This is a genomic window from Clostridium sp. YIM B02569 (genome assembly GCF_022320765.1).
Lineage (GTDB): Bacteria > Bacillota > Clostridia > Clostridiales > Clostridiaceae > Clostridium > Clostridium beijerinckii.
Map to the genome: position 1 here is coordinate 39,049 of NZ_JAKJJX010000031.1, position 22,931 is coordinate 61,979.

The following is a 22,931-nucleotide window of genomic DNA, read 5'->3' on the forward strand; positions in this document are numbered from 1 at the left end:
ATGAGTATAACTCCTTTAATTATGCATAATTATAGTCTTTTATTTAGAATTATTATTTGTTATAATACTATAGAAATTGTAATTTATACGGAGGAACAATAATGAACTTTGATATAGAAAAACTAGATAGCCAAATGGCTAGTGATGAAAAAAAATTATTCTTTATACAAACTTATGGTTGTCAAATGAATGAAGAAGATTCAGAGAAACTTTCAGGTATGCTTAAAAGGATGGGGTATGAAAATACTGAGAATAGAGATGAAGCATCTATAATTATATTTAATACCTGCTGTGTTAGAGAAAATGCAGAAAATAAGGTTTTTGGAAATCTTGGCGCTTTAAAAAAGCAAAAGGAAAAGAATCCTGATTTAGTTATTGGAATATGTGGATGTATGATGCAGCAAAAAGGGATGGCTGACGATATATTAAAGAGATTTCCATATGTAAACATAATATTTGGAACTCATAACTCGTATAAGTTTCCTGAATATTTAAATAGAGTTAAAACAGAAGGTGTTCAAATTAAAGAGATTATTGATAAGGAAACTGAAATAGTAGAGGGGATACCTATAGATCGAAAAAGCGATATTAAGGGCTTTGTAACTATTATGTATGGATGTAATAACTTTTGTACATATTGTATAGTTCCTTATGTTAGAGGTAGAGAAAGAAGTAGAAAGCCAGAAGATATAGTAAATGAAATAAAAGATATGGTAACAAGAGGGTATAAGGAAGTAACTCTTTTAGGACAAAATGTTAATTCATATGGAAAAGGATTGGAAGAAAATATTACTTTTGCAGACCTTCTAAGAAAAGTTAATGAAATAGAGGGGATTGAAAGAATTAGATTTATGACTTCTCATCCAAAAGATTTAACTTTAGATGTTGTATATGCTATAAGAGATTGTGATAAAGTATGCGAGCAAATTCATTTACCAGTGCAAAGTGGTTCTGATAGAATTTTAAAAGAAATGAATAGACATTATACAAAGGAACAATACATCACGTTAGCAAAAAAGATAAGAGCTGAAATTCCAGATGTAACATTTTCTACTGATATAATCGTTGGTTTCCCTGGAGAAACTGAAGAAGATTTTAGTGAAACATTAGAGCTAGCTAAAGAAGTTCGATATGATGCTGCTTTCACATTTATTTATTCGAGAAGAAATCATACTCCGGCGGATAAAATGGAGAATCAGATACCAGATGAAATTAAACATGAACGTTTCAACAGATTAGTTGAGATAGTTAATACGGGCATAGCTAAAGGAAATAAGGATGCAGAAGGAAAGATATATGAAGTCTTAGTTGAAGGTTATAGCAAAAATGATGAATCAAAATTAACAGGTAGAACTAGGAATGGAAGACTAGTTAACTTTGAGGGAGGGGAAGACCTAATAGGAAAATTAGTTAATGTAAAAATAATTAAAGCTAATTCGTTCTCTTTAATTGGAGAAGTTGAAAAGTAAAAAATAAATTTATGATTTAAATAAAATGAATTTAAAATAGTCTGTATAGATTCTTAATAGGAGAGGCGTTATAACTTTCCCTAATGATCATACAGACTATTTTCTTTAGTTGGTTAAAATAAAAAAAAGAGTAGATACGAACGTTTGTTCTTAAACTATAAAAATAGCATTTTTGTTCAGCATACATATTATTGCTTTTATAATTTGAAAAAAATATAAATTATAGGTTAAAGAACTTCAATGTGGGGTTTATCAGATGATAAAAATAAAAAAATATTTCATGCTGTGATGATATCTTGTGGAATAAATGCCATTTTTATCGCCTGAGAACATTTGTTCTGTAAAATATAAGAATTAATTTGTTATTTTTTAAAATATATAGATAAACAGCTTAAGGATTAGATTTATTAGATGAATATATTTTCAAATTTACTAAGACTTTAAGTTTGTATATTCACAAGAAATCATAAATATATTTGTGGAGAAAACATTTGAAAATGAGCTTTTAAAGGTTCTTAGCTGTAGGTTGTTCCAGCTTAGCTTGTCAAACTGAAAGTTGGAACATGCTAAAGTGGCTACAACCTGCTGCTTAGAACCTTAAGCGATATTTTCATAGCTTTTCGGAACAAAATATTTATGATTTCGGTAAGTTATAACATAAATTTAGTTTTAGAGTTGGATATCTATATAGATAAGCCAATTATAAGTTAGATTTATACTATGAAATATATCTCAACTAGAAACTGGAACAAAAGTATGTTATTCATTTCGGCGAGTTATATGCATAAGTTCAGGTTTTAGTTGGGTTATCTATAAAGAACTTATATTTGATTTTGACAATTGTTTAATTAGTTTTGATTATATCTACAAATGAACATTCTATTGCTTTTTTTAGATCATTTGGATTCATTTCTATTTGAGAACCTATTTTTCCTCCACTAAATACAATTGTATCAAATAATAATGCGTTTTCTTGAATAAAAGTTTTAAATATTTTTTTCATACCGAGTGGGGAACAGCCACCTCTAATGTATCCTGTTACTTTGTTTATATCTTTAACATGAATCATTTCTATATTTTTTTCGCCTGCGATTTTGCTGGCTTTTTTCATATCTAATTCTTCAGCAACTGGAATAACAAAAACATAAAATTCTTTAGAATGACCTTGAGTTACTAAAGTTTTAAAAACTTGATTAACGTCTTTTTCTATTTTGTGTGCAACTGCAACACCATCTATCTTACCATCATTATTTTCGTAGCTGTGAGTTGTGTAATTTATTTTATTATTATCTAGAATTCTCATAGCATTAGTTTTTCCTTTTCCTTGAGCCATAATTTCAACATTCCTCCGTAAGTTTTAGTTTATATTCATTACTGATGATTAATGACATTGTTTATTTAAATTATATCATAAAAGCAGATATAGTTTTTTATTTTGAGATTATTTCTATACGTGAATTTTAGATACAAAAATTATCTGAATTTGATCAAAAACTGAGTTTGGTTATTATGAATTTGAACTTTTGTTAAATGTAGAAAATATAGTATTGAATAACGTTCGAATTTATTTTTTTATCAGAATCGAATGCTATTTAATGGAAATATAATTGTGAAAAGGTGGGAGAAAACAGTATATTGATAATTGTTATCAATATGTGGAAAAAAGAAAAAACTTGATAGTGTTTAAAGTTAATGTTTTTTTATATGAAAAATCATTTGTTTTTTTATTTCAAATAAGATTAAAAAAATATTACTTTAGAATTTATGATTGAAGTTATAAATTTTGATTTAGTTATAATAATTAACAGTATTTGAAGAACTGAATCATAAAAGCTTATTATAAAATATTGATTATAAATGGTTCTTAATAAGAAAGCACATGGATAATTTTGATATTCATTTAAATGCAAAGACTAAAATTATAATAAAATCAACTAAATTATTATAAAAATAGCTAATAATTATTTCGCTAAATATACATTTAGCGAAATAATTGCATAAATTTATGATATTTGATATAATATTTTTAACTTAGTATAAAATTACTTTATTAGAATAAATTTTATCAATGATAATTTAAATTATTAGTATTGTAACTTAATTAATAAGAAATTTATAAATGTTGCAGGTGAAAAAATGAAATACGATATTCAGGTTCTTAAGAATAATAATCTTCCAGAAAGTTTAGTCGATTTTTTAAATTATTTAGAAACGATTAAAAGCACATCTATAAACACAATTGATGGGTATAGAATAGATTTGACTATATTTTTTAGATTTATGATGATTTATAAAGGGAAAGTAAATTCTGACTCTGTTGAGTTTGAAGATATAGATATAAGCGTTATTGATGATGAGTTTTTAAGAGGTATAAAACTTAGAGATTTGTATGCGTTCCTTTCTTTCACAGAGAAATATAGAGATAACAGTTCATATGCTAGAGCTAGAAAAGTTGCTACTCTAAAGTCTTTTTTTAAGTTTCTTTTTGGGAAAGCTAAAGTGATCACAGAGAATCCGGCTTTAGAGTTGGAATCACCTAAAATAAATAAGCGTCATCCTGTATACCTTACTCTAAATCAAAGCATCCATCTATTAGAATCATTAAACAAAAATGACAAAAATTACTCCAGAGACTATTGTATTTTGATGTTCTTTCTGAATTGCGGAATGAGACTTTCGGAACTTTGCAGTATTCAAATTGATAAAATCAGAGATGATACTCTTACTATCATAGGTAAAGGAAATAAAGAAAGAACTGTTTATTTAAATGACGCATGCCTTAAAGCTTTAGCAAATTATTTAAATGTACGAGATGATTCTAAGGCTTTGCCGGATAATAAAAAGTTTTTATTTTTATCATCTAGAAATGGTCCTATAAATAAACGTACGGTTGAGATAATGATAAAAAAACATATAACGAATGCTGGGTTAACTGATGATAAATATACTCCACACAAGTTGAGGCATACTGCAGCAACTCTTATGTATAAGTACGGAAATGTAGATATAAGAAGCTTGCAAAGTATATTAGGTCATACAAATATTTCGACTACCCAAATTTACACTCATGTTGACGACGATTCGTTGAGAGATGCTGTAAAATCAAATCCTCTTTCAAAATTGTAATTTTATCATTAAAATTTATAATAAAAGGTTTCTACTACTCTCCTACTATGCTTTGGTGTTGCTTAAATTAAAAAATAAAAGGTTACTTTATTTTCTATCGTAACCTTTTTGTGCTTAATATAAATATTTTTAGTGTTGTGGTCTTAGTGTGTTTCCGTACATTTTTCCAAACTCGTCAACATATGCAGGTTCTTTTCCTTCATAAACGATAAGAGTATTTCCCTTTCTATAATAATAAGGGCTCGTATTGCTATTTGCATTATTGCTGCTAGCATTCATTCCGTTTGGTACGATTCTGTTGATAGCCCATTCTAGCTCTGTTGGAGAATTATACTCGTATATTCTAACTACATCTCCACCTAATAAATAATCAGTTTCATTTCCTTTGAAATAATCATTTTTGTTAGTGTTAGTTGATTCTTTGACATCATATCCGGCATTTGTGAAATCGTTTTTAAAATCGGCGGCTCTGTATGTTGTATCATTAGTAGTTAGACCTGTTCTATCCCTCGTAGTATCTGAAGTCGATCCGGCTACATTGTTTTGATTAGTATCCCCTACTGCATTATTTTGATTGGTATTCCCTCCTACAGTTCCATTTCCTGCTGCGCCTTGCATATTTCCGCTAGTTCCACCTTGCATGTTTCCGTCAGTACCATTTTGAGCATTATTAGCGCCAGTACCTGTTCCATCTACACTTCCACTTCTAATGCCATCGTTTGTTATGTCGTTTTGTCTAGTGACATCATTATTTGTTCTTGTTCTTGATATGTTGCCACACCCAAACAAAGATATTGAAACCAAAAGAATTGCTGTCAAATTCAACGCTAAAATAGATTTTCGCTTCATAATAATTCATCCTTTCTTGTGAAATCTTCTACGAAATTATTATGTGAAATAAAGCGAAAATCTATGCATTTCTTTAGTGTAGTCTACAAGCTTCTTTTATTCGATTGATTTTTTTAATCTTCTAACTCCAGGATATACTTCTTCTGTCATTTCATCGAGGATCAGATCATCATCTAAACTGATCTCATCTAAATATTCAATATGATCAAAAGCATCTTCGTAAGCGCCGTCTTCAAGATTAAAGTCATTTACGTCAATGTCATTTGATGTTTTTGCAAACTTATTATATATAGATTTTAAATCTAATTTATCTTCGTTAATTTCATGTAATTCATCTTCACTTAAGGATGCTTTTAAGTCATTTAAAAATTCTTCTTCTAGTAATTCGTTCTCTTCTTGTGTTTTCGCAATGTCTTCTATTTTAATGGCTTTTGTATCTATGCCGTTGATTTGCAAACACTTACCACAATTATCACATATTTTATTTTCATAGATATCGCAATAATCATCATCAGTATATTTATATGTCATTTAAAACACCTCATTTTTTTATTATGGAAACTTAATTATACCAAAAACAATAAATTAAATCAAATTTTTTATCGAAGATAGAATATCAAATAAAGAATAAAATAATTTAACGTAGATAAATTATTAAATGCAATCTAATTATTTAATCTAAATTATATCATTCCATTCTATATATTTACTAAGTATAACAACAGCCTTTTCTAGGTAAGTCTTTTCTACTTCAGTAAATCTTTCGAATTCTTCACTATCCAAGTCTAAAACTCCAATAAGATTTCCTTCTTTAATTATAGGAATGACTATTTCTGAATTTGAGGCAGCATCACACGCTATATGTCCCTCGAAATTATGTACATCTTTAACAAGTAAAGTTTCTTTTTCTAATGCAGCTTTTCCGCAAACCCCCTTCCCTATTTCGATTTTTGTACAAGCAGGCATTCCTTGGAACGGCCCTAATACAAGAGTATTATTTTTAACCAAATAGAATCCACACCAATTTATTCGATCTATAAGTGCATTAATTAATGCTGATGCATTACAAAGCTTTGTTATTGAAGAATCTTCATCTCCTTGAATCAAACCTTCAAGCATTATAAGCATGTTGTCTAATTTGTTTTCTGTACTCATGCCTTCAAAAATTTTAATATCAAACATATCTACTACCGCCTCACTTTGAAACTATCGTCCCAAAAAAATAATTTTATAACCTTAACCTTAGTTATTCTACTATAAAATAATACTACCATTTTTAATTAATTGGAATACTTAGTTAATATATTGTATTCCAATTTAGTGTGTATCTAAACCAAATACATACTACCTATAAACACTTTAGAACACAAGTTTGCTATGTTATATAGTATATGTTATAATTATTAGAAGAATAGTGAGGTGTTTGTAATGTCAGACGAAAAAGATAAGCAATCAGAGATATATGAATTTTTAAAAAGTTATACAGAGAGCAAAGGTTATCCACCTTCAGTAAGAGAAATTTGCGAAGCAGTCTCTTTAAGGTCAACTTCAACTGTTCATGGACATTTAAAAAGATTAGAAAAAAAGGGAATGATTAAAAGAGATCCTTCTAAACCAAGGGCTTTAGAAATAGCAGAACTTTCAATGCCGAAGAAAGAAATGATTAACATTCCTATTATAGGCAAGATTACAGCAGGTTTACCAATACTTGCAACCGAAAACATAGAAGACACATTTACGCTTCCATTGGATTTTATAAAACATGATAGAGAATTATTTATGTTGCGTGTTTCTGGTGAAAGTATGGTTAATGCTGGTATTAGAGATAATGATTTAGCTATTATAGAAAGTGCACAAACAGCGATAAATGGTGATATAGTAGTAGCTTTAATAGAAGATAGCGCTACAATCAAAAGATTTTTTAAAGAAAAAGATCATATTAGACTTCAGCCAGAAAATGATGCTATGGATCCTATAATAGTAGATGATTGCATGATTTTAGGAAAACTTGTAGGTATATTCAGATCATTTTAAACAAATTACTTTGTTATTGATTTCGAAATTATATTATAAGATAGTAAATTAATAGACTATTAAATTTTATGATCTATAAAATTTAATAGTCTATTTTTAATTTTATGCCTACTTACATATTGGGAAGCTAGTGATAAATTAGTGATATTATTTATCGACTTCTAATACTTTGCTCAACCCAATAAGTATTCCAATTTTTCCATGATCAAAGTTTAATCCACCTTGAATATATGCTATATATGGCTCTCTAACTGGTCCATCTGCTGATAATTCGATTGTTGAACCTGAGATAAATGAGCCAGCAGCCATTACAATTTCACTATCATATCCTGGCATTGCCCATGGCTCACACACTGCAAATGCATCTATAGGAGATCCAGCTTGAATACCACTACAAAAATTAATCAATTTTTTAGCGTCGCCAAATTCAATTGCTTGAATTATATCAGTTCTTTTATCTGTTGACGAAGGAAATACCTTAAATCCTGCAATTTCCATTACACGGGCACAGAATATTGCTGTTTTTACAGCTTCTATTGCCACGTGAGGAGCGGAGAACAATCCTTGATATAAACTCCTCATAAGTCCGTATGTAGCGCCATATTCGCCTCCTACACCTGGTACAGTCATTCTATTAGCAGCTGCATCAACATACTGTCTCTTTCCTACGATGTATCCTCCACCTGGAGCAATACCTCCACCTATATTCTTCATAAGTGATCCAGCCATTATATCTGCACCATATTCTGTAGGTTCAACAGGTTCAATAAATTCTCCGTAACAATTATCCACAAATATAATTACATCTTCTCGTATTTCTCTTATATGCCTAATAACTTCAGCTATTTCAGAAACTAGAAAAGATTTTCTTGAAGCATAACCAGTGCTTCTTTGAATATGTATAAGTCTGATACTTGGATCATTTCTCAATGCTTCTTGAATTTTATCAAATTGAAATTTACCTTTAGTATCTAAATCTACTATATCGGTTTTAATTCCATATTGATCTAATGAACCAGCGTTTTTCTTCTCTGATAGTCCAAGAACGCCAAGCAAAGTATCATAAGGAAGTCCGGAAACACATAAAATCTTATCTCCAGGCCTAACATTACCAGCGATAGCGCATCCAATAGCGTGTGTACCACTAACAAAATGTGGACGGACAAGTCCGGCTTCAGTATTAAAGATATTAGCATATACTTTATCTAATGAGTCACGCCCTAAATCATCAAGTCCATAACCTGTAGTATTTGTAAAGTGAGAGTCGCTAATTTTTTCTAATTGAAATGCTTTCAGTACTTTAAGTTGATTAAATTCTCTAATTTCATCATATTCCTTAAATTGAGCTTCAGTATCAGATAAAGCCTGTCTATATATATCAAATGTCCTTTCGCTAATATTATAATTCTTAATTAAAAATTCTTCTGTCTTTTTTAACATATCTAAGTCTCATCCTCCAAAGTTTAGAAATACTCAAAAATAAATAGGCAAAAATGCCTATTTACTAAGTAGTTTCGTATTCGTTATCTGCAAATAAAATTGGTTTAGTTGGCGTTATAGTTGATATTGCATGCTTATATATAAGCATTTGCTTATTATCACAATCCAAAATAACAGTGAAATTATCAAAACCCTTTACAGTACCTTTTAACTGGAATCCATTTACTAAGTGTATTATTATTTGTATTTTATTTTTTCTCGCATTATTTAGAAATATATCTTGTAGGTTGTTTTGTTGCTTATTGACCAAAATATAACACCTCCATAAGTGATTTTATTACTAATATTATAACGCTAGTTCTTTATTATGTCATTAATAACTTTATCTAAAATTTCATCATCACTCATAATATCCTTATCTAAAAACATACATCTTTCATCACGTCTAAACCATGTAAGTTGCCTTTTAGCGTAATTTCGAGATCCTTGTTTTATCATATCTATTGCTTTATCTAGAGTTATTTTACCTTCTAGATAATATAATATTTCTTTGTATCCTATCCCCTGCATAGATTGAATATCTGAATTATATCCCATTTCTTTTAATCTTATGCATTCATTTAGCAAGCCCTTTTCCATCATTAAATCAACTCTTTTATTGATTCTATCATATAATTTTTCTCTATTCATAGTTAGTACGTAATAATATACATCATATTCACTATTGTAAAAATCCAATCCGACATTATATGAGCTAAAAGGCTTATTGGTAAGTTTAAAAACCTCTAACGCTCTGATAACTCTTTTCCTGTTGTTAGTATGAATTTCTTTGTAACTTATAGGGTCAACATCTTTAAGCATTTCATGTATATATTCATTACCCTTTTCTAATGCTAAAGTTTCTAGATATTCTCTATAACTTTCATCTTTTTCTGCTTCTGTAAAAGTCATGTTGCAAGTTAATGAATTAATGTATAAACCTGTTCCTCCTGATATTATTGGAAATTTTCCGTTACATATAATTTTTTCTAATGCTTCTTCACCAAGTTGCTTAAAATCTGCTACTGAAAAAGGAGTATCAGGTTCTATTGCATCAATTAAGTAATGCTTTATCCCGTTCATTTCATCTTTAGTTACCTTTGCAGAACCTATATCCATATATTTATAGATTTGCATAGAATCAGCTGAAATAATTTCTCCATTTAAATTTTTTGCTAATTTTATTGAAAGATCAGTTTTTCCTACTGCAGTAGGGCCACCAATAACTAATAATTTTTGCTTCATTATTTTATCCTTTCGTTAATAATTTTAAAGTTTATATTCATTTATAATAATACAAAAGCATTATATTATTCTTTTAAATTTTTTATCAATGTCTATACTTGTAAATTTTATTATTACAGGCCTCCCGTGTGGGCAGTGAAAAGGATCATCTATATATCTTAGATCTTCAATTAATTTAATCATCTCATTCATTTCTAATTTATCATTTCCTTTAATAGCTGCTTTACATGCTTTAGTTGCAATAGCATTATGTTTTACTTCACTTGTTTTTCCGTTTCCTAAATTTTTTAAATTATCAAGTATATCTAGGAACAAGTTTTTAGGATTAAGTCGTCCTAAGAAGTACGGAACTTCTTTTAAAGATAATGAACTTCCACCAAACTCTTCTAATAAAAAACCAGCTTCTCTAAATATGTCTTTATTCTCTTCAAAATAAGAATAATCATCAATACTCAAGTCAATTATACTTGGAACAATAAGAGGTTGAATTATAATAGTACCTTCTTCAATTTCTTTAAGATATTTTTCAAATAATATTTTTTCATGAGCAGCATGCTGATCAATCATGTATAAGGTACCGTCATACTCTCCTAATATATAAGTTTTATTATATTGACCTATTATAGTAATTGGTGGAAACTTAGCAATAGGATTTGGCTTAATATTTTCGTATTTGTTTTCTGTAATTACGTTTTCTATAGGTTCAGAATTAGATTTTATTTCATCTTCTGCATTGTCACTATAATCATCAACCAAATTTTCTATATATGAATTAGGCTTAAGATCTACAGGAATACTTATAGGCTCTTCATTTTCCTTGTTATAATCAGTGCTTTCCTCAACTATTGTTTTATTAATATTATTCAAGCTTGGATCATATACACTTTTAAGGCTACTCTCGTTATTAGCCTTGAGGTCTTTTCCTTGAGACATTAAAGTCTTTGCTGCAGAACTTGCAAATTTAACCTTTTCTTCTTCTTCTTTTATTTTAAAAGTAATCTCCTCAAATGTTGGGAGCGGTTCTTTTTTTGTATTTTCTTCTTCTTTTATCGCAAAAGTATCAAAAACTTCATTTTTTAATGCAGTATGAACTGCTCCAAAAATCTTTTTGAATATCATTCTTTCATCATTAAATTTTATTTCAGCCTTTGTTGGATGAATATTAACATCTACATATTCGGGATATACTTCTATAAATAATATAAAGAACGGAAATTTATTTACTGTTGAAAATGACTTAAATGCTTGCTCTACAGCTATTGCTAACGCCCTATTTTTTATGTATCTTCTATTTACGAAAATACTTTGATTATTTCTTGATCCTCTAGCTATTTCCTCAGTTCCTACATAACCATAAACAGTTATTAAATCGGAACTATCACTAAAGTAAAGTATATTATCTGTTATAGACTTACCATATATAGTTCTTATTACATCCTTAAGATCTCCATTACCAAAAGTATGTAATACTTTTTTATGATTGTTATACAATTTAAAACTTATTTTAGGATTTGCAAGTGATAATCTTGTTACTATATCATTTATTAATGAACTCTCTTTTGATACAGATTTTAAGAACTTCTTCCTAGCAGGAACATTAAAGAATAGATCTTGCACTTCTAGTATAGTACCTTTATTTATTCCACACTCTGTTACTCCTGATGCTTTACCGCCCTCAATAGATATTTCATATCCAAAAGCTTCTTCATCCTGCTTAGACTTTAAATTAACTTTACCTACAGATGCTATAGATGGCAGTGCTTCGCCTCTGAATCCAAGAGTATGTATATTATAAATATCTTCTGACTCTTGTATCTTGCTTGTAGCATGCGGAAGAAATGCTTTCGCTATATCATCTTTATAGATTCCGTCTCCATCATCTATTATTCTAATAAGAGAAATTCCACCTTCTTCTATTTCAATGATTATGTTTTTAGAATTTGCATCAATTGAATTTTCAATCAGCTCTTTGACTACTGACGCTGGTCTTTCTACAACTTCTCCTGCTGCAATTTTATTTGCTGTGTCTTCATTTAATATATTTATTCTCTTCAAGATGTCCTTTCCTCCTTTCAATGCTTATGGGCGTAAAATGCAAATGATAAAATCACTTCCAAATAAGCCTTCCTAATGAACACATGAACTTATTTCTAATACATTGTTATTATTACATACTTGTTTAATATATTCAATAATATTGAAATACTGGCATTGGAATGATCTGTAATTCGAATATATCTTTTTGACTATGATTTTTATTGTATACTCTAAATGATTTTAGTATTTCTATTAATATTTCCATTAGAACAATATTATATTTAATTTACATATAAGTAACAATCTAAATACAAAATATATTTACAATAAATAATATTTGCCGATAATATGGTTAAGCTAATATTAGAAATTAAATATTTTCTATAAGGAGGCTTTAATATGAATGATAAAGATTTTTATAATTCAACTAAAAGTGTATCTGATCCAGCATCACAAAATTATAATAAGGTAGTAAAAGAAAAAGCACATCAAGAAAGTCCATTTGGGGAAGCTGAGCCTTCTTCTCATACTGAATTTAAAAAGAAAAGACACTAAAATCATAAATCCACGACAAAAATTAAATTATGTCGTGGATTTATGAACTTTAAATTAAATTATCATTTTTCAATAGATTATATAATGTAGGATTAAAATTAAATTGACCAATTAAATTTTCAACTTCTAATAAAGCTTTTTCTTTTTTATCCTTAGATATATTAGACTTAGAGGCTCTAATCAATATATTTTTAGGAGAATGTGCAATATCAATAAATTCTAAAAGTTGTGTTTTGTATCCTATGCATTCTAAAAGGTTTGCTCTAACAGAATCAGTCATAAGTGCTGCAATTCTTTCTTGAACTATTCCATACTTTGTTAATATAGACAGTGAATCTGTTTTCATCTGGGCGTTAAATTCATGCTGACAACAAGGGACAGAGAATATTAATTTAGCATTCCATTTTATAGCATTATATAATGCGTAATCAGTAGCAGTATCGCATGCATGTAATGTTATTACCATATCAACTTTATTATTATATTTAAATCCATTTATATCTCCAAGCTCAAAGTGTAAATTTTCATAGTTATAACTTTGGGCTATATCATTACATTTTTTTATAACATCGGCTTTAAGATCTAATCCGATCATCTTTACTTTAATATTCTTTATTTCTACAAGGTAATAATACAATACAAAAGTTAAGTAAGATTTTCCACAACCAAAATCTAAAACAGTAAGTTCTTTATAATCATTTTTCTTGATTTCATCATCAATAATTTCAACAAAACGATTAATTTGCTTGTATTTATCATACTTTGAGTTCACTACTTTTCCTTCTTTAGTAAATACACCTAAATCTATTAAGGGCTCAATAATCATACCCTCTTTTAATATATAATTTTTTTCCTTGTTATGAGCTTTATTAAGTGTTTTTTGATTATCACTTTTTTTCTTACTTAATAGAACCTTGCCCTTTTTTGATATTTTTACCTCAAAGCTAGCCGAATTTGACCATGCAGAAATTTGCTTATAATTCGGCTCCACATACTCAATAATTCTTTCTTCCAAAATATCTGTATCAATGTTTTCATGGAACACCTGCTTATCAGTATATTTTTCTATTTGATAGTACGTTCTTTTATCATTTTCTTTGAGATATATAACTATTTTATTATATTCAAAATTTTTATTTGTTTTATTGCTAATAACTAGCTTTATAACATTGTCTTCTATTATTTCTTTAATCGCTTTTTTTAACTCTTCCATACTTCAACTCACCTTATATTCAATAATCTTGTTTACTAACAGTATTAATATATTAGTTTTAAACCTATTTTTATATTTTATATTAATTTCATCTACAATACTATGATTATTTATAGATAATTTCAATATTAGGAATTTATTATTTACGATGTTTCTTCAGTTATATTATACCTTTTCTTAATAATTCCTTGAATGTAGCCCATTCCACAAATTTTCCACCCATACTTTCCAAATGTTTTGTATGCATCTGGCAATCTATAAATATGAAATTTTCGTTTTTAAGTTTTTCTGCAAGCTTTATTAATGCTATTTTAGATGCATTACTTACCTTAGAAAACATACTCTCTCCGAAGAAGCATTTTCCTATTTTGACGCCATATAAGCCACCTACTAATTCATTATTAAGGTATGTCTCCACGCTCATTGCATAACCTTTATTAAATAAATTCATATATGCTTTTTTCATATCATTATTAATCCAAGTTCCCTCATTATTATCTTCCCTAATATCCTTGCAGTTACTAATTACACCATAAAAATCTTTGTTGAAAGTTACATGAAACCTCTCTTTTTTTATAATTTTCTTCATTGATTTAGAAATTTTAACTTCATCTGGTATTAATATAAATCTTGGCTTGGGACACCACCAAAGAATCGGCTCACCTTCGTTATACCATGGAAATATACCATTACAATAAGCTAATATCAATCTTTCTAATGATAAATCTCCTCCGATTGCCAAAAGTCCATCTTTTTCTGAAAGCTCAGGATTAGGAAATAATATCTCATTTGTTAGTCTAAATATAGGCATTATATTCACTTCCTTGTATTTTAATTCTTCTTTTAAATTATTCTATCATATTCTAATACTTAAATAATTCTTTGCAAAAAAATAAGCTTGTAAAAGCTTATTTTTGTTAAAAATGCAAAATACTTTATGATTATAACATTTTATAAAAATCTAACATTGATTCCTTTACCAAGAAGTTGGACGCACTATTGACTTTGGTAAGATTGTATTAGAATCTCCTTTAGCTGAATTAATCTGAGATTGCGTAATGAATAAGCTATCTTTAAGATTAGCACCTCTAATATCTGCATCACGTAAGTCAGCTCCAATAAGATCCGCATAACTCAAATCATTTCCTCTAAGATCTGCTGCTATGAGAAATGCCCCTCTTAGGTCCGCACCTTTAAGATTAATCTTTTTAAGATCTGCACCAATGCAATCCAATCTGCCAGCAATTGTTTTTTTACGTTTTAAGTTAGTTTTACTGTTACCAAGCGCTTTGGCCCTAACAAATTCGCTTGTTTGCCTGAGTAGCGCATTAACATTATCTCTATGCACCTCTATATCTAAAGTCATAAGGAGGTCGGGTGCTGATTTAGTAATATCTTCTGTTTCAGTTATTAGATCATTTATTTTATTTTTTATCTTTTCATTAGTTTGAATTGATAAAGTTTGTTTTAGATACCACAACATTTCATGAAGCTGCCTCATAATCAAAAAGACTTCATACATTTTATCGGATAATTCGGGATTTTCTCTCCAATTATGTCCAGCATATGTAATTTGAGCAACCTTTTGTCCAGCACCAAAACAGTCGTAAGTTGTACAACCTTTAAGTCCTTTTTTTCTCAAATCTTTATGAATAGAGCAACCAAAATCTGATTGCAAATTTAAGCAAGGCTTTCCAGCGCTTTTATTGTTTGGAAATCCGTCTGAAGCCGAAAAATATAATGCAACACAACAAAAACCAAAGCATTCTTGGCAATTAATTTTTAGATCTTCAAATAATTCTTCTTCAAATGTATTTTCGTTTATATATGTCAAAGTAACTCACCCCGTAATAGTATATATAACACAGTTGTAACTTATAGCAAGTAATTTAGCATTAAAATATTATATTATTTATTTAAAAACTTATGTTCCAACTGCATTTAGAATTATTTTAACATAATTGGAACTATTAAACTACTTTAATAGGATTAGAAAGTTTTTATTTTAATTTTTTAGCTTCAGCAACTAACCTATATAGAGTGTTCATGGCTTCCATAGGATTTAAACTTAATATATCCACTTCGCTAACTTCTTTTAGAAATGCCTCTTTTTCTATAAAAGTAAAATCTAATTGCATATTGTTAGAAGAATCCTTATTCTTATGTTTTTTAGATGAATTTTCAGTCTTTTCATCAATTCTATGATCAGCTTTATTACTTTCTGTTTTATCAAAAGGGTCTTTTGCTTCAACTTTTTCTATATATTCACTCTTACTTTCACAGGCTTTTTCAGTAATAGTAACTACATTGTTGCCTCCATTTATATCTACAGCAACCTCATTTTCTATGATTTCAGTGTTTGTTACTTTGTGTATATCAAAATTATTTTCGCCTTCAAGGCCTAGAAGAATTTCTTTTGCTCTATTAATGACATCATCAGGAAGACCAGCAAGTTTTGCAACTTCTATACCATAAGACTCATCCGCACCACCTTCGACTATCTTTCTTAAGAAGATTACGCTATCTTTCATTTTCTTAACAGCTACAGAGTAATTCTTAACACCAGGCAAAACTCCTTCAAGTTTTACTAATTCATGATAGTGTGTTGCAAATAAAGTTTTACATCTTAAATTTTCGTTACCAGTTATGTATTCAATGACAGACCAAGCTATCGAAAGTCCATCATAAGTTGATGTTCCACGCCCTACTTCATCTAATAATACTAGACTTTTAGAAGTTGCATTCTTAAGTATATTTGATACTTCCCACATTTCAACCATAAATGTGGATTTACCACCAGCTAAATCATCAGAAGCTCCAATTCTAGTGAATATCTTATCACAAATTGAAATATTAGCGCTAGAAGCAGGTACGAAAGATCCTATTTGGGCCATTAACGTAATAAGGGCAACCTGTCTCATGTATGTTGACTTACCTGCCATGTTAGGTCCAGTTATTAATAGTAATTCCTTATCACTTTGATTCAAGGTAGTATTGTTGGAAACAAATTCACCTCTTCCAATTACCTTTTCAACAACTGGGTGCCTGCCATCTACTATTTCGATAATTCCATCCTCGTTGATTTCAGGTTTTACATAATCATTTTCAAGAGCGATTAATGCCAAGGTAGAAATACCATCTAGATTAGAAATTATTCTAGCACTTTTTTTTAGTCTTGCAATTTCCTTCTCAATGGAATCTCTTATATCAGTGAATAAAGAATATTCTAAGTTTATAAGCTTCTCTTCTGCGCCAAGAATTTTATCTTCCATAATTTTAAGTTCTTCTGTTATATATCTCTCAGCGTTTGCAAGAGTTTGTTTTCTTACATACCTACCTTCTGGAATAGAATTATAATTTGATTTTGAAATTTCTATGTAATATCCAAATACTTTGTTATAACCTACCTTTAAAGATTTGATCCCGGTAAATTCTCTTTCACGATTTTCCAGAGCTGCAATCCATTCCTTACCATGAAGCTTTGACTGTCTTAATTCATCAACTTCTGAATTATAACCATCTTTAATTATATTTCCTTCTTTTATACTTAAAGAGGGCTCTTCTTTAATGGAAGATTCAAGTAATTCTCTTATGTCTGATAGCTCATCTAAATCTTCATAATATTCCTTTAGCAGTTCTGAATTAGCACTTCCTAAAAGTTCTTTTATAGATGGTAATTTGTCTAATGAAGCTTTAAGAGATAACATATCTTTTGCATTCACATTTTTATTTGAAATTTTACCGACAATTCTTTCTATATCATAAATATCTTTTAAAGAACTTCTTAAATCCTCATTAAAACTAATTGAACTAAATGCTTCGCTAACACCACTTAGTCTTTTTTCTATTTCAGATTTAATAATTAACGGTTCTTCAATCCATTTTCTAATTGTTCTACCACCCATAGATGTAGCACTCTTATCAAGAACCCATAAAAGAGACCCTTTTTTGCTTTTTTCTCTTATACTTTCAGTAAGTTCTAAATTCCTTCTTGAATTTCCGTCGATCGTCATGTAATTAATTATTTCATATTGTTCTAGCAAATTTATATTAGTTAAACTCATTTTTTGAGTTTCATATATGTATTTAAGTAGTACTCTACTTGAAATTTCTCTTTCATTTACTAATCCAGAAACCTCTAAATCCGAAAATTGATCTATAATTTCTTCTTTTGATACGATAAATTCATTAAAGTCTTTCTCTGTAATAAGTGCAGTAGTTATACCCTTTATATCATCTATTAAAGATTGGCTAATGTTTTTATCTACTAAAATTTCTTTAGGTGCAACCTTTGAAATCTCATCTAGTAAGGTTATCTTAATATTATCAAAGGAAGTTGTTTTAAATTCGCCAGTACTTATATCCGAAACTGCTAAACCTATTTTTTCATCACTTTCATATATGGTCATTAAATATGTATTATCATTTTCTAGAGAACTATTAGCATCTATGAATGTTCCTGGTGTAATTATTTTTACAACACCTCTTTTTACAATTCCTTTTGCTTCCTTTGGATCTTCAAGCTGTTCACATATTGCTACCTTATACCCCTTATTAACAAGCCTTGGTATATATGCTGCAGCTGCATGATGTGGTATTCCACACATAGGAGCCCTTTCCTCAAGACCACAATTTTTCCCTGTAAGAACTAACTCAAGTTCTCGAGATACAGTTATTGCATCATCAAAGAACATTTCGTAAAAATCACCTAATCTATAAAATAGAATACAATCACTGTATTCCTCCTTCGTTTTCATATATTCAACCATCATTGGCGTTAAAGCCATAATTAATTTCCTCCTTTTTATGTAGCTAGGTTACACTATTTATCGACCTAGATTTATATATATTTAATTTAAGGTAATATTTATATAAATTTCATTATACATCTAAAAATCCCTAGAACAATTATAACAATTATCTTAGAGATTTTCATTAATATTTTATTTAAGTGAAAATAGATATAAATATTTATCTTAAAAATATTTCTCTAATTTTAGTTTTTCTTAAAATTGTAATTATTAATGCAGACAATAATAAAGAACAGATAAACCTAAGAAGTGTATTTGCAAAAAGTACTGGTATAAACATTGCAAGCCATATCATAACTATTTGATGAGAACAATATATTCCTAAGCTATATTCCCTACAGGCTTTAGAAACCTTAGTAGAAATATTTTTTGTGGAATTAATTGCCCAAATTAAGATTAAAGGGGCTGCAATTATTGATGATAGATACATATTAGCGTCCTTAGCAATTCCAGTTTTATTTAACACAAAGGTTTCAATTAAAAGTAATATAATTGAAAGTATACTTAGTAATCCTGACTTTTGTATCTTTTCATTTAATTTATATTTGCTAACGATTCCACCTAAAGATACAAAAAGAATTGATTCAGTAATGCCTATTTGTGGAAGCATAAATATTGAAGTATATCCGTTGATTAATGGATTTATCATAGTTTTTTCAAACAACCCATAATAGGTATCTCCAGTTGTCCCAAATAGATATAATACAAATCCAATTATAAACAAGAAAAACAGCTTGTCTCTTTTTAATAATGGGGAAATTATAAAGATAGTAATAATTAGCGAAGATATATACCAAAGGCTTCCTGTAACCCCTGCAAATAATAATCTCTCAATAATTAAAATAGGTGGTGCACTTAAACTGCTTAAGACAAGAGGAAATAACGCTATAATCTCAATAAGCACCCATAAAAAGTAGATACGTAATAAATGCTTAATAGTTGATTTAGGCTCTTTTTCGGAACCAATTCTATTATATAAAAAATAACCCGAAACCATAAAGAAAAATGGCACAGCGAGTCTAGCAATACCCATACTAGTAGCAATCCATAAGTCATCATTTACGGATTTAAAAGCCATTGTATGAACTGATACAACTGCAATTGCAAAAACTAAGCGTAATACATCAACCATTCCATAATGAATATCATTTTTTGTTTCCATAACTTAATATTCTCCTTTAAATTATTAATATTTGTATTAGACATATCTTTACTGTTCAACAGATTTTAAATCATCTATTAATCTATTTATTAATTCAGGAGGTAAATTTCGTTTACTACGAAATGTGTCTATATAAAAAAGAAGTTCATTTGTAGTATTTATTATCTGCCGGATTTTATTATTTCTGCTTTTCTTTATTAATACTTTTCCGCCATCTTTTATTGCATTTAAAGCATTTGTAAATACGTCTTTAACATATTTATATTTTTCTTCAATTTCCTTTAACTTCATATCATATTGTAATCCCCTGAGGTAAGCTAATTGGGCATAAGCAAAATTTATTTTCGTAGTAAGATAAACTGTTTCAAAATCATCATATATTACATATGCATTCTCTTCATTTCTTATTGAACCAAATACCCTCTCCATTGCAGAATAGGTAGTTATCCATACATCACCAGCTTGTTTTACCTCATTTGTTTGAAATTTACCTCTCTCAATAGCTTTTCTAATAGTTGAACCATCTGACAATCCCCATTTCTTTGCTGCCTCAGATAGTGTCATAACAAATGCTAAACCTTTAGAACTCATATCTTCGTTTACGCTATATAAGGCCTTTATATCTGATTTTTCTAATTGACCATTAAAGAATTTGATTTCATTACCATATTGGTCATACTGAGTTGATAGAACTAATATATTTTGTTTTTTGTACAGTAAATCATAAATATCATCAATTTCTGTGATTGGCTTCTTAAGCTCATTATCTTCTGTATTGTATACTAAAGCAGGATAAAGTCTTCTGTTTTCAGATGTTATTATAGAAATATTCATATGTATCCACTCCATTACTTTTGACACTATCTAGTGACAACTTCATTATATTCTTATAATATATATATATCAATTTGCATATTAACTTAATAATAGCTTAATATCATTATATATGCGGTTTGCTAATTAGTTTTCATTATTTGGTGATTATTAGCTTTAATTATCTCCTTATATCGTGAAAATTATCTATTATGTCTACTAATAAATAATGTATTATTTATTAGGTGACTTTTTATGGTATTATTAAATCTATATCTCCTTATAATTTAATTTCTTTTTTATTCTCTTTAGAAACCATAACTTTCTGAATTGATCTTTTCTCTAACTTAATCCATAGAGTTAACTTGAATTGAATATAAATTCATAGAGAATAAAAAAGCATCAAATTCAATTCTTATTGTGTTGAATTTGATGCTTCATTTGTTTTTTTATATATTGTTATTTAAAAAGGATTTAACTAGCTAATTTAAGTTAATATCGTACTTATTTTAGTATAAGATATTATCTAACTAAATTTATTACTGTTGCTTTAGGTCTAGACATAGATTCAATTGAATATCTTATTCCTTGAGTTCCTATTCCAGAAGCTTTAACTCCTAGGAATGGGAAATGGTCTGGACCTCTCTCTGTTTTATTATTTACTTGTACTGTACCTACCTCTAATCTGTCAGCTACATAAAATGCATCATCAATATTTTCTGTAAATACTGCACTTTGAAGTCCGTATTCTGATTTATTCGCTATCTCAATAGCTTCATCTTTATCTTTTACTCTTATTATTGGAAGAACTGGTCCAAAAGGCTCTTCCCATGCAAGCCTCATATCAGTAGTAACATTATCAAAAAGTGTTGGGTATATTAAATTACCTTCTCTATTTCCACCAACAATTAGATCTGCACCTTTATCTTTAGCATCATCTATTAATTCCATAACATAATCAGCTGCTTTAGTACTAATTAATGGTACAATATCTACATCTTTGTCTAATGGATTTCCGACCACAAGTTTATTCATTTTCTCTTTAACTTTAGAAATTAATTCATCAGCAACTTTTTCTAATACTAAAATTCTTTTTACTGCAGTACATCTTTGGCCAGAGTATGAGTAACCACCTGCTACAATATTATTGGCTGCAAGCTCTAAGTCCGCATCTTCTAAAACTATAGCGGCATCTTTTCCACCTAACTCCATTAAAAGTGGTACCATGCTAGTTAGTTTTGAAATTCTAACACCAACGTCTGTACTTCCAGTGAAATTAATAAAGTTTACGCCTTTATGAGTAACTGCGTAATCTCCTATTTCGCTTCCTCTACCTGTGATTGTATTTAATACCCCATTTGGTACTCCTGCTTCTTGAAAAACTTTTGCTAAGTATAAACCACATAGGCTACCTTGAGTAGCAGGCTTTAATACTAATGAGTTTCCTACAATTATTGCAGGCGCTATCTTTGATGCTGATAGGTTTATTGGGTAATTAAATGGAGATATTGCAAGAACTACTCCTAATGGCTCTCTATTTACAACTGAGATTTTATTTCTTTTAAATCCAGGGAAAGTATCGCCTGGTATACTTTCACCAGACATATTCTTAGCTGTATCAGCAGTGAATCTTATAAAATCTGCTGTTCTATGAATTTCAGACTTTGAGCTCTTTCTGTCTTTACCAATTTCTCTGACCATAATATCAACAATTTCATCAGTTCTTTCAACTAAAATATCAGCAGCTTTATATAAAATCTCGGCTCTTTCACTCATTGGAACTTTACTCCATTTTTTTTGGCCCTCTTTTGCAATGCTTAGTACATTATCAACATCTTCCTTTGTCATAGCAGGAACTGTGCCAATTAATGAATTATCAAGTGGCGAATAGATTTCAATTACTTTGTTATCTTTACTACCAACCCATTCACCATTTATTAAATTTTTAAAGTTATTATTTTCGCATTTTATACAATTAAACATTCCTTCACCTCTTTAATACAATTTACTAATTAATATTAATTATCATTTAATAATATAATATACTAATTCTTATATTATATCCAGATAAATTAATAAAATTTAATAATTAATATATTTTTCTTATTGAAAATACAGCTTAGTGTTATAAAGTATGG

Annotated in this window: 19 protein-coding genes; 4 read left to right on the top strand and 15 right to left on the bottom strand. The window is 28.8% G+C overall.

The features are described 5' to 3' along the window. The first annotated feature begins 101 nt into the window (after positions 1 to 101). A complete protein-coding gene (gene miaB / locus L3B96_RS22935) occupies positions 102 to 1,469 on the top strand; it encodes a tRNA (N6-isopentenyl adenosine(37)-C2)-methylthiotransferase MiaB (protein WP_238948674.1) in 1,368 nt (455 codons plus the stop codon). 844 nt (positions 1,470 to 2,313) lie between these two features. Here the strand turns inward: miaB and ybaK are convergent. Further along, positions 2,314 to 2,802, bottom strand: a complete 489-nt coding sequence (gene ybaK / locus L3B96_RS22940) for a Cys-tRNA(Pro) deacylase (protein WP_017211610.1) — start codon at positions 2,800 to 2,802, stop codon at positions 2,314 to 2,316. Between the two features lie 803 nt (positions 2,803 to 3,605). On the opposite strand from ybaK, the gene L3B96_RS22945 reads away from it, so the two are divergent. After that, positions 3,606 to 4,595: a tyrosine recombinase XerC gene (locus L3B96_RS22945; RefSeq protein ID WP_012058768.1), complete on the top strand. Its 990-nt coding sequence runs from the start codon at positions 3,606 to 3,608 to the stop codon at positions 4,593 to 4,595. A 129-nt stretch (positions 4,596 to 4,724) separates the two neighbouring features. Here the strand turns inward: L3B96_RS22945 and L3B96_RS22950 are convergent, their stop codons facing one another. From L3B96_RS22950 to L3B96_RS22960, 3 genes are all read right to left on the bottom strand, one after another. Beyond that, the gene (locus L3B96_RS22950; protein WP_012058769.1) at positions 4,725 to 5,444 is read right to left on the bottom strand and encodes a hypothetical protein; all 720 of its coding nucleotides are present in this window, start codon (positions 5,442 to 5,444) and stop codon (positions 4,725 to 4,727) included. Positions 5,445 to 5,540: 96 nt separating this feature from the next. Next, on the bottom strand, positions 5,541 to 5,975 hold the full coding sequence (locus tag L3B96_RS22955) for a hypothetical protein (RefSeq protein WP_238948675.1): 435 nt from the start codon (positions 5,973 to 5,975) through the stop codon (positions 5,541 to 5,543). A 147-nt stretch (positions 5,976 to 6,122) separates the two neighbouring features. After that, positions 6,123 to 6,626 (bottom strand): GAF domain-containing protein, encoded by a 504-nt coding sequence (locus L3B96_RS22960; RefSeq protein ID WP_238948676.1) that lies wholly within the window; start codon positions 6,624 to 6,626, stop codon positions 6,123 to 6,125. A 246-nt stretch (positions 6,627 to 6,872) separates the two neighbouring features. Between L3B96_RS22960 and lexA the strand changes: the two genes are divergently transcribed. After that, positions 6,873 to 7,478, top strand: coding sequence for a transcriptional repressor LexA (gene lexA, locus L3B96_RS22965; RefSeq protein ID WP_012058772.1), 606 nt, complete (start codon positions 6,873 to 6,875; stop codon positions 7,476 to 7,478). Positions 7,479 to 7,625: 147 nt separating this feature from the next. On the opposite strand, the gene L3B96_RS22970 is transcribed toward lexA, so the two are convergent. From L3B96_RS22970 to mutL, 4 genes are all read right to left on the bottom strand, one after another. Then, complete coding sequence (locus tag L3B96_RS22970) at positions 7,626 to 8,918, bottom strand: methionine gamma-lyase family protein (RefSeq protein ID WP_077830488.1); 1,293 nt, start codon at positions 8,916 to 8,918, stop codon at positions 7,626 to 7,628. A gap of 64 nt (positions 8,919 to 8,982) precedes the next feature. Beyond that, positions 8,983 to 9,228 (bottom strand): RNA chaperone Hfq, encoded by a 246-nt coding sequence (hfq, locus tag L3B96_RS22975; protein ID WP_012058774.1) that lies wholly within the window; start codon positions 9,226 to 9,228, stop codon positions 8,983 to 8,985. Between the two features lie 44 nt (positions 9,229 to 9,272). Next, positions 9,273 to 10,202 (bottom strand): tRNA (adenosine(37)-N6)-dimethylallyltransferase MiaA, encoded by a 930-nt coding sequence (miaA, locus tag L3B96_RS22980; RefSeq protein WP_238948677.1) that lies wholly within the window; start codon positions 10,200 to 10,202, stop codon positions 9,273 to 9,275. A 60-nt stretch (positions 10,203 to 10,262) separates the two neighbouring features. Continuing rightward, positions 10,263 to 12,257, bottom strand: a complete 1,995-nt coding sequence (gene mutL, locus L3B96_RS22985; protein WP_238948678.1) for a DNA mismatch repair endonuclease MutL — start codon at positions 12,255 to 12,257, stop codon at positions 10,263 to 10,265. Between the two features lie 381 nt (positions 12,258 to 12,638). Here mutL and L3B96_RS22990 point away from each other — a divergent pair, with 381 nt between their 5' ends. Then, entirely contained in the window at positions 12,639 to 12,794 is a 156-nt protein-coding gene (locus L3B96_RS22990) for a hypothetical protein (RefSeq protein WP_017211601.1), read from the top strand. Positions 12,795 to 12,843: 49 nt separating this feature from the next. Here L3B96_RS22990 and L3B96_RS22995 read toward each other — a convergent pair whose 3' ends face one another. The 7 genes from L3B96_RS22995 to L3B96_RS23025 form a co-directional block, all read right to left on the bottom strand. Continuing rightward, complete coding sequence (locus tag L3B96_RS22995) at positions 12,844 to 14,007, bottom strand: SAM-dependent methyltransferase (RefSeq protein ID WP_012058777.1); 1,164 nt, start codon at positions 14,005 to 14,007, stop codon at positions 12,844 to 12,846. Between the two features lie 160 nt (positions 14,008 to 14,167). After that, entirely contained in the window at positions 14,168 to 14,818 is a 651-nt protein-coding gene (gene aat / locus L3B96_RS23000; protein WP_238948679.1) for a leucyl/phenylalanyl-tRNA--protein transferase, read from the bottom strand. Positions 14,819 to 14,983: 165 nt separating this feature from the next. Next, complete coding sequence (locus L3B96_RS23005; protein WP_238901031.1) at positions 14,984 to 15,841, bottom strand: pentapeptide repeat-containing protein; 858 nt, start codon at positions 15,839 to 15,841, stop codon at positions 14,984 to 14,986. Between the two features lie 166 nt (positions 15,842 to 16,007). Then, on the bottom strand, positions 16,008 to 18,794 hold the full coding sequence (gene mutS, locus L3B96_RS23010) for a DNA mismatch repair protein MutS (RefSeq protein WP_238901032.1): 2,787 nt from the start codon (positions 18,792 to 18,794) through the stop codon (positions 16,008 to 16,010). 184 nt (positions 18,795 to 18,978) lie between these two features. Further along, entirely contained in the window at positions 18,979 to 19,980 is a 1,002-nt protein-coding gene (locus L3B96_RS23015) for an acyltransferase (protein ID WP_238948680.1), read from the bottom strand. A gap of 48 nt (positions 19,981 to 20,028) precedes the next feature. Next, positions 20,029 to 20,814: a helix-turn-helix domain-containing protein gene (locus L3B96_RS23020; RefSeq protein ID WP_238948681.1), complete on the bottom strand. Its 786-nt coding sequence runs from the start codon at positions 20,812 to 20,814 to the stop codon at positions 20,029 to 20,031. A gap of 501 nt (positions 20,815 to 21,315) precedes the next feature. Beyond that, the gene (locus tag L3B96_RS23025) at positions 21,316 to 22,776 is read right to left on the bottom strand and encodes an NADP-dependent glyceraldehyde-3-phosphate dehydrogenase (protein WP_238901035.1); all 1,461 of its coding nucleotides are present in this window, start codon (positions 22,774 to 22,776) and stop codon (positions 21,316 to 21,318) included. Between the last annotated feature and the right edge of the window lie 155 nt (positions 22,777 to 22,931).

Excerpts from the sequence above, each read along its gene's own strand:
- mutS (WP_238901032.1), bottom strand. The coding sequence starts at position 18,794 with ATGGCTTTAACGCCAATGATGGTTGAATATATGAAAACGAAGGAGGAA.
- miaB (WP_238948674.1), top strand. The coding sequence starts at position 102 with ATGAACTTTGATATAGAAAAACTAGATAGCCAAATGGCTAGTGATGAA.
- L3B96_RS23020 (WP_238948681.1), bottom strand. The coding sequence starts at position 20,814 with ATGAATATTTCTATAATAACATCTGAAAACAGAAGACTTTATCCTGCT.
- L3B96_RS23025 (WP_238901035.1), bottom strand. The coding sequence starts at position 22,776 with ATGTTTAATTGTATAAAATGCGAAAATAATAACTTTAAAAATTTAATA.
- aat (WP_238948679.1), bottom strand. The coding sequence starts at position 14,818 with ATGCCTATATTTAGACTAACAAATGAGATATTATTTCCTAATCCTGAG.
- ybaK (WP_017211610.1), bottom strand. The coding sequence starts at position 2,802 with ATGGCTCAAGGAAAAGGAAAAACTAATGCTATGAGAATTCTAGATAAT.
- lexA (WP_012058772.1), top strand. The coding sequence starts at position 6,873 with ATGTCAGACGAAAAAGATAAGCAATCAGAGATATATGAATTTTTAAAA.
- L3B96_RS22960 (WP_238948676.1), bottom strand. The coding sequence starts at position 6,626 with ATGTTTGATATTAAAATTTTTGAAGGCATGAGTACAGAAAACAAATTA.
- L3B96_RS22950 (WP_012058769.1), bottom strand. The coding sequence starts at position 5,444 with ATGAAGCGAAAATCTATTTTAGCGTTGAATTTGACAGCAATTCTTTTG.
- L3B96_RS22970 (WP_077830488.1), bottom strand. The coding sequence starts at position 8,918 with ATGTTAAAAAAGACAGAAGAATTTTTAATTAAGAATTATAATATTAGC.
- L3B96_RS23015 (WP_238948680.1), bottom strand. The coding sequence starts at position 19,980 with ATGGAAACAAAAAATGATATTCATTATGGAATGGTTGATGTATTACGC.
- L3B96_RS22990 (WP_017211601.1), top strand. The coding sequence starts at position 12,639 with ATGAATGATAAAGATTTTTATAATTCAACTAAAAGTGTATCTGATCCA.
- L3B96_RS22995 (WP_012058777.1), bottom strand. The coding sequence starts at position 14,007 with ATGGAAGAGTTAAAAAAAGCGATTAAAGAAATAATAGAAGACAATGTT.
- miaA (WP_238948677.1), bottom strand. The coding sequence starts at position 10,202 with ATGAAGCAAAAATTATTAGTTATTGGTGGCCCTACTGCAGTAGGAAAA.
- L3B96_RS22955 (WP_238948675.1), bottom strand. The coding sequence starts at position 5,975 with ATGACATATAAATATACTGATGATGATTATTGCGATATCTATGAAAAT.
- L3B96_RS22945 (WP_012058768.1), top strand. The coding sequence starts at position 3,606 with ATGAAATACGATATTCAGGTTCTTAAGAATAATAATCTTCCAGAAAGT.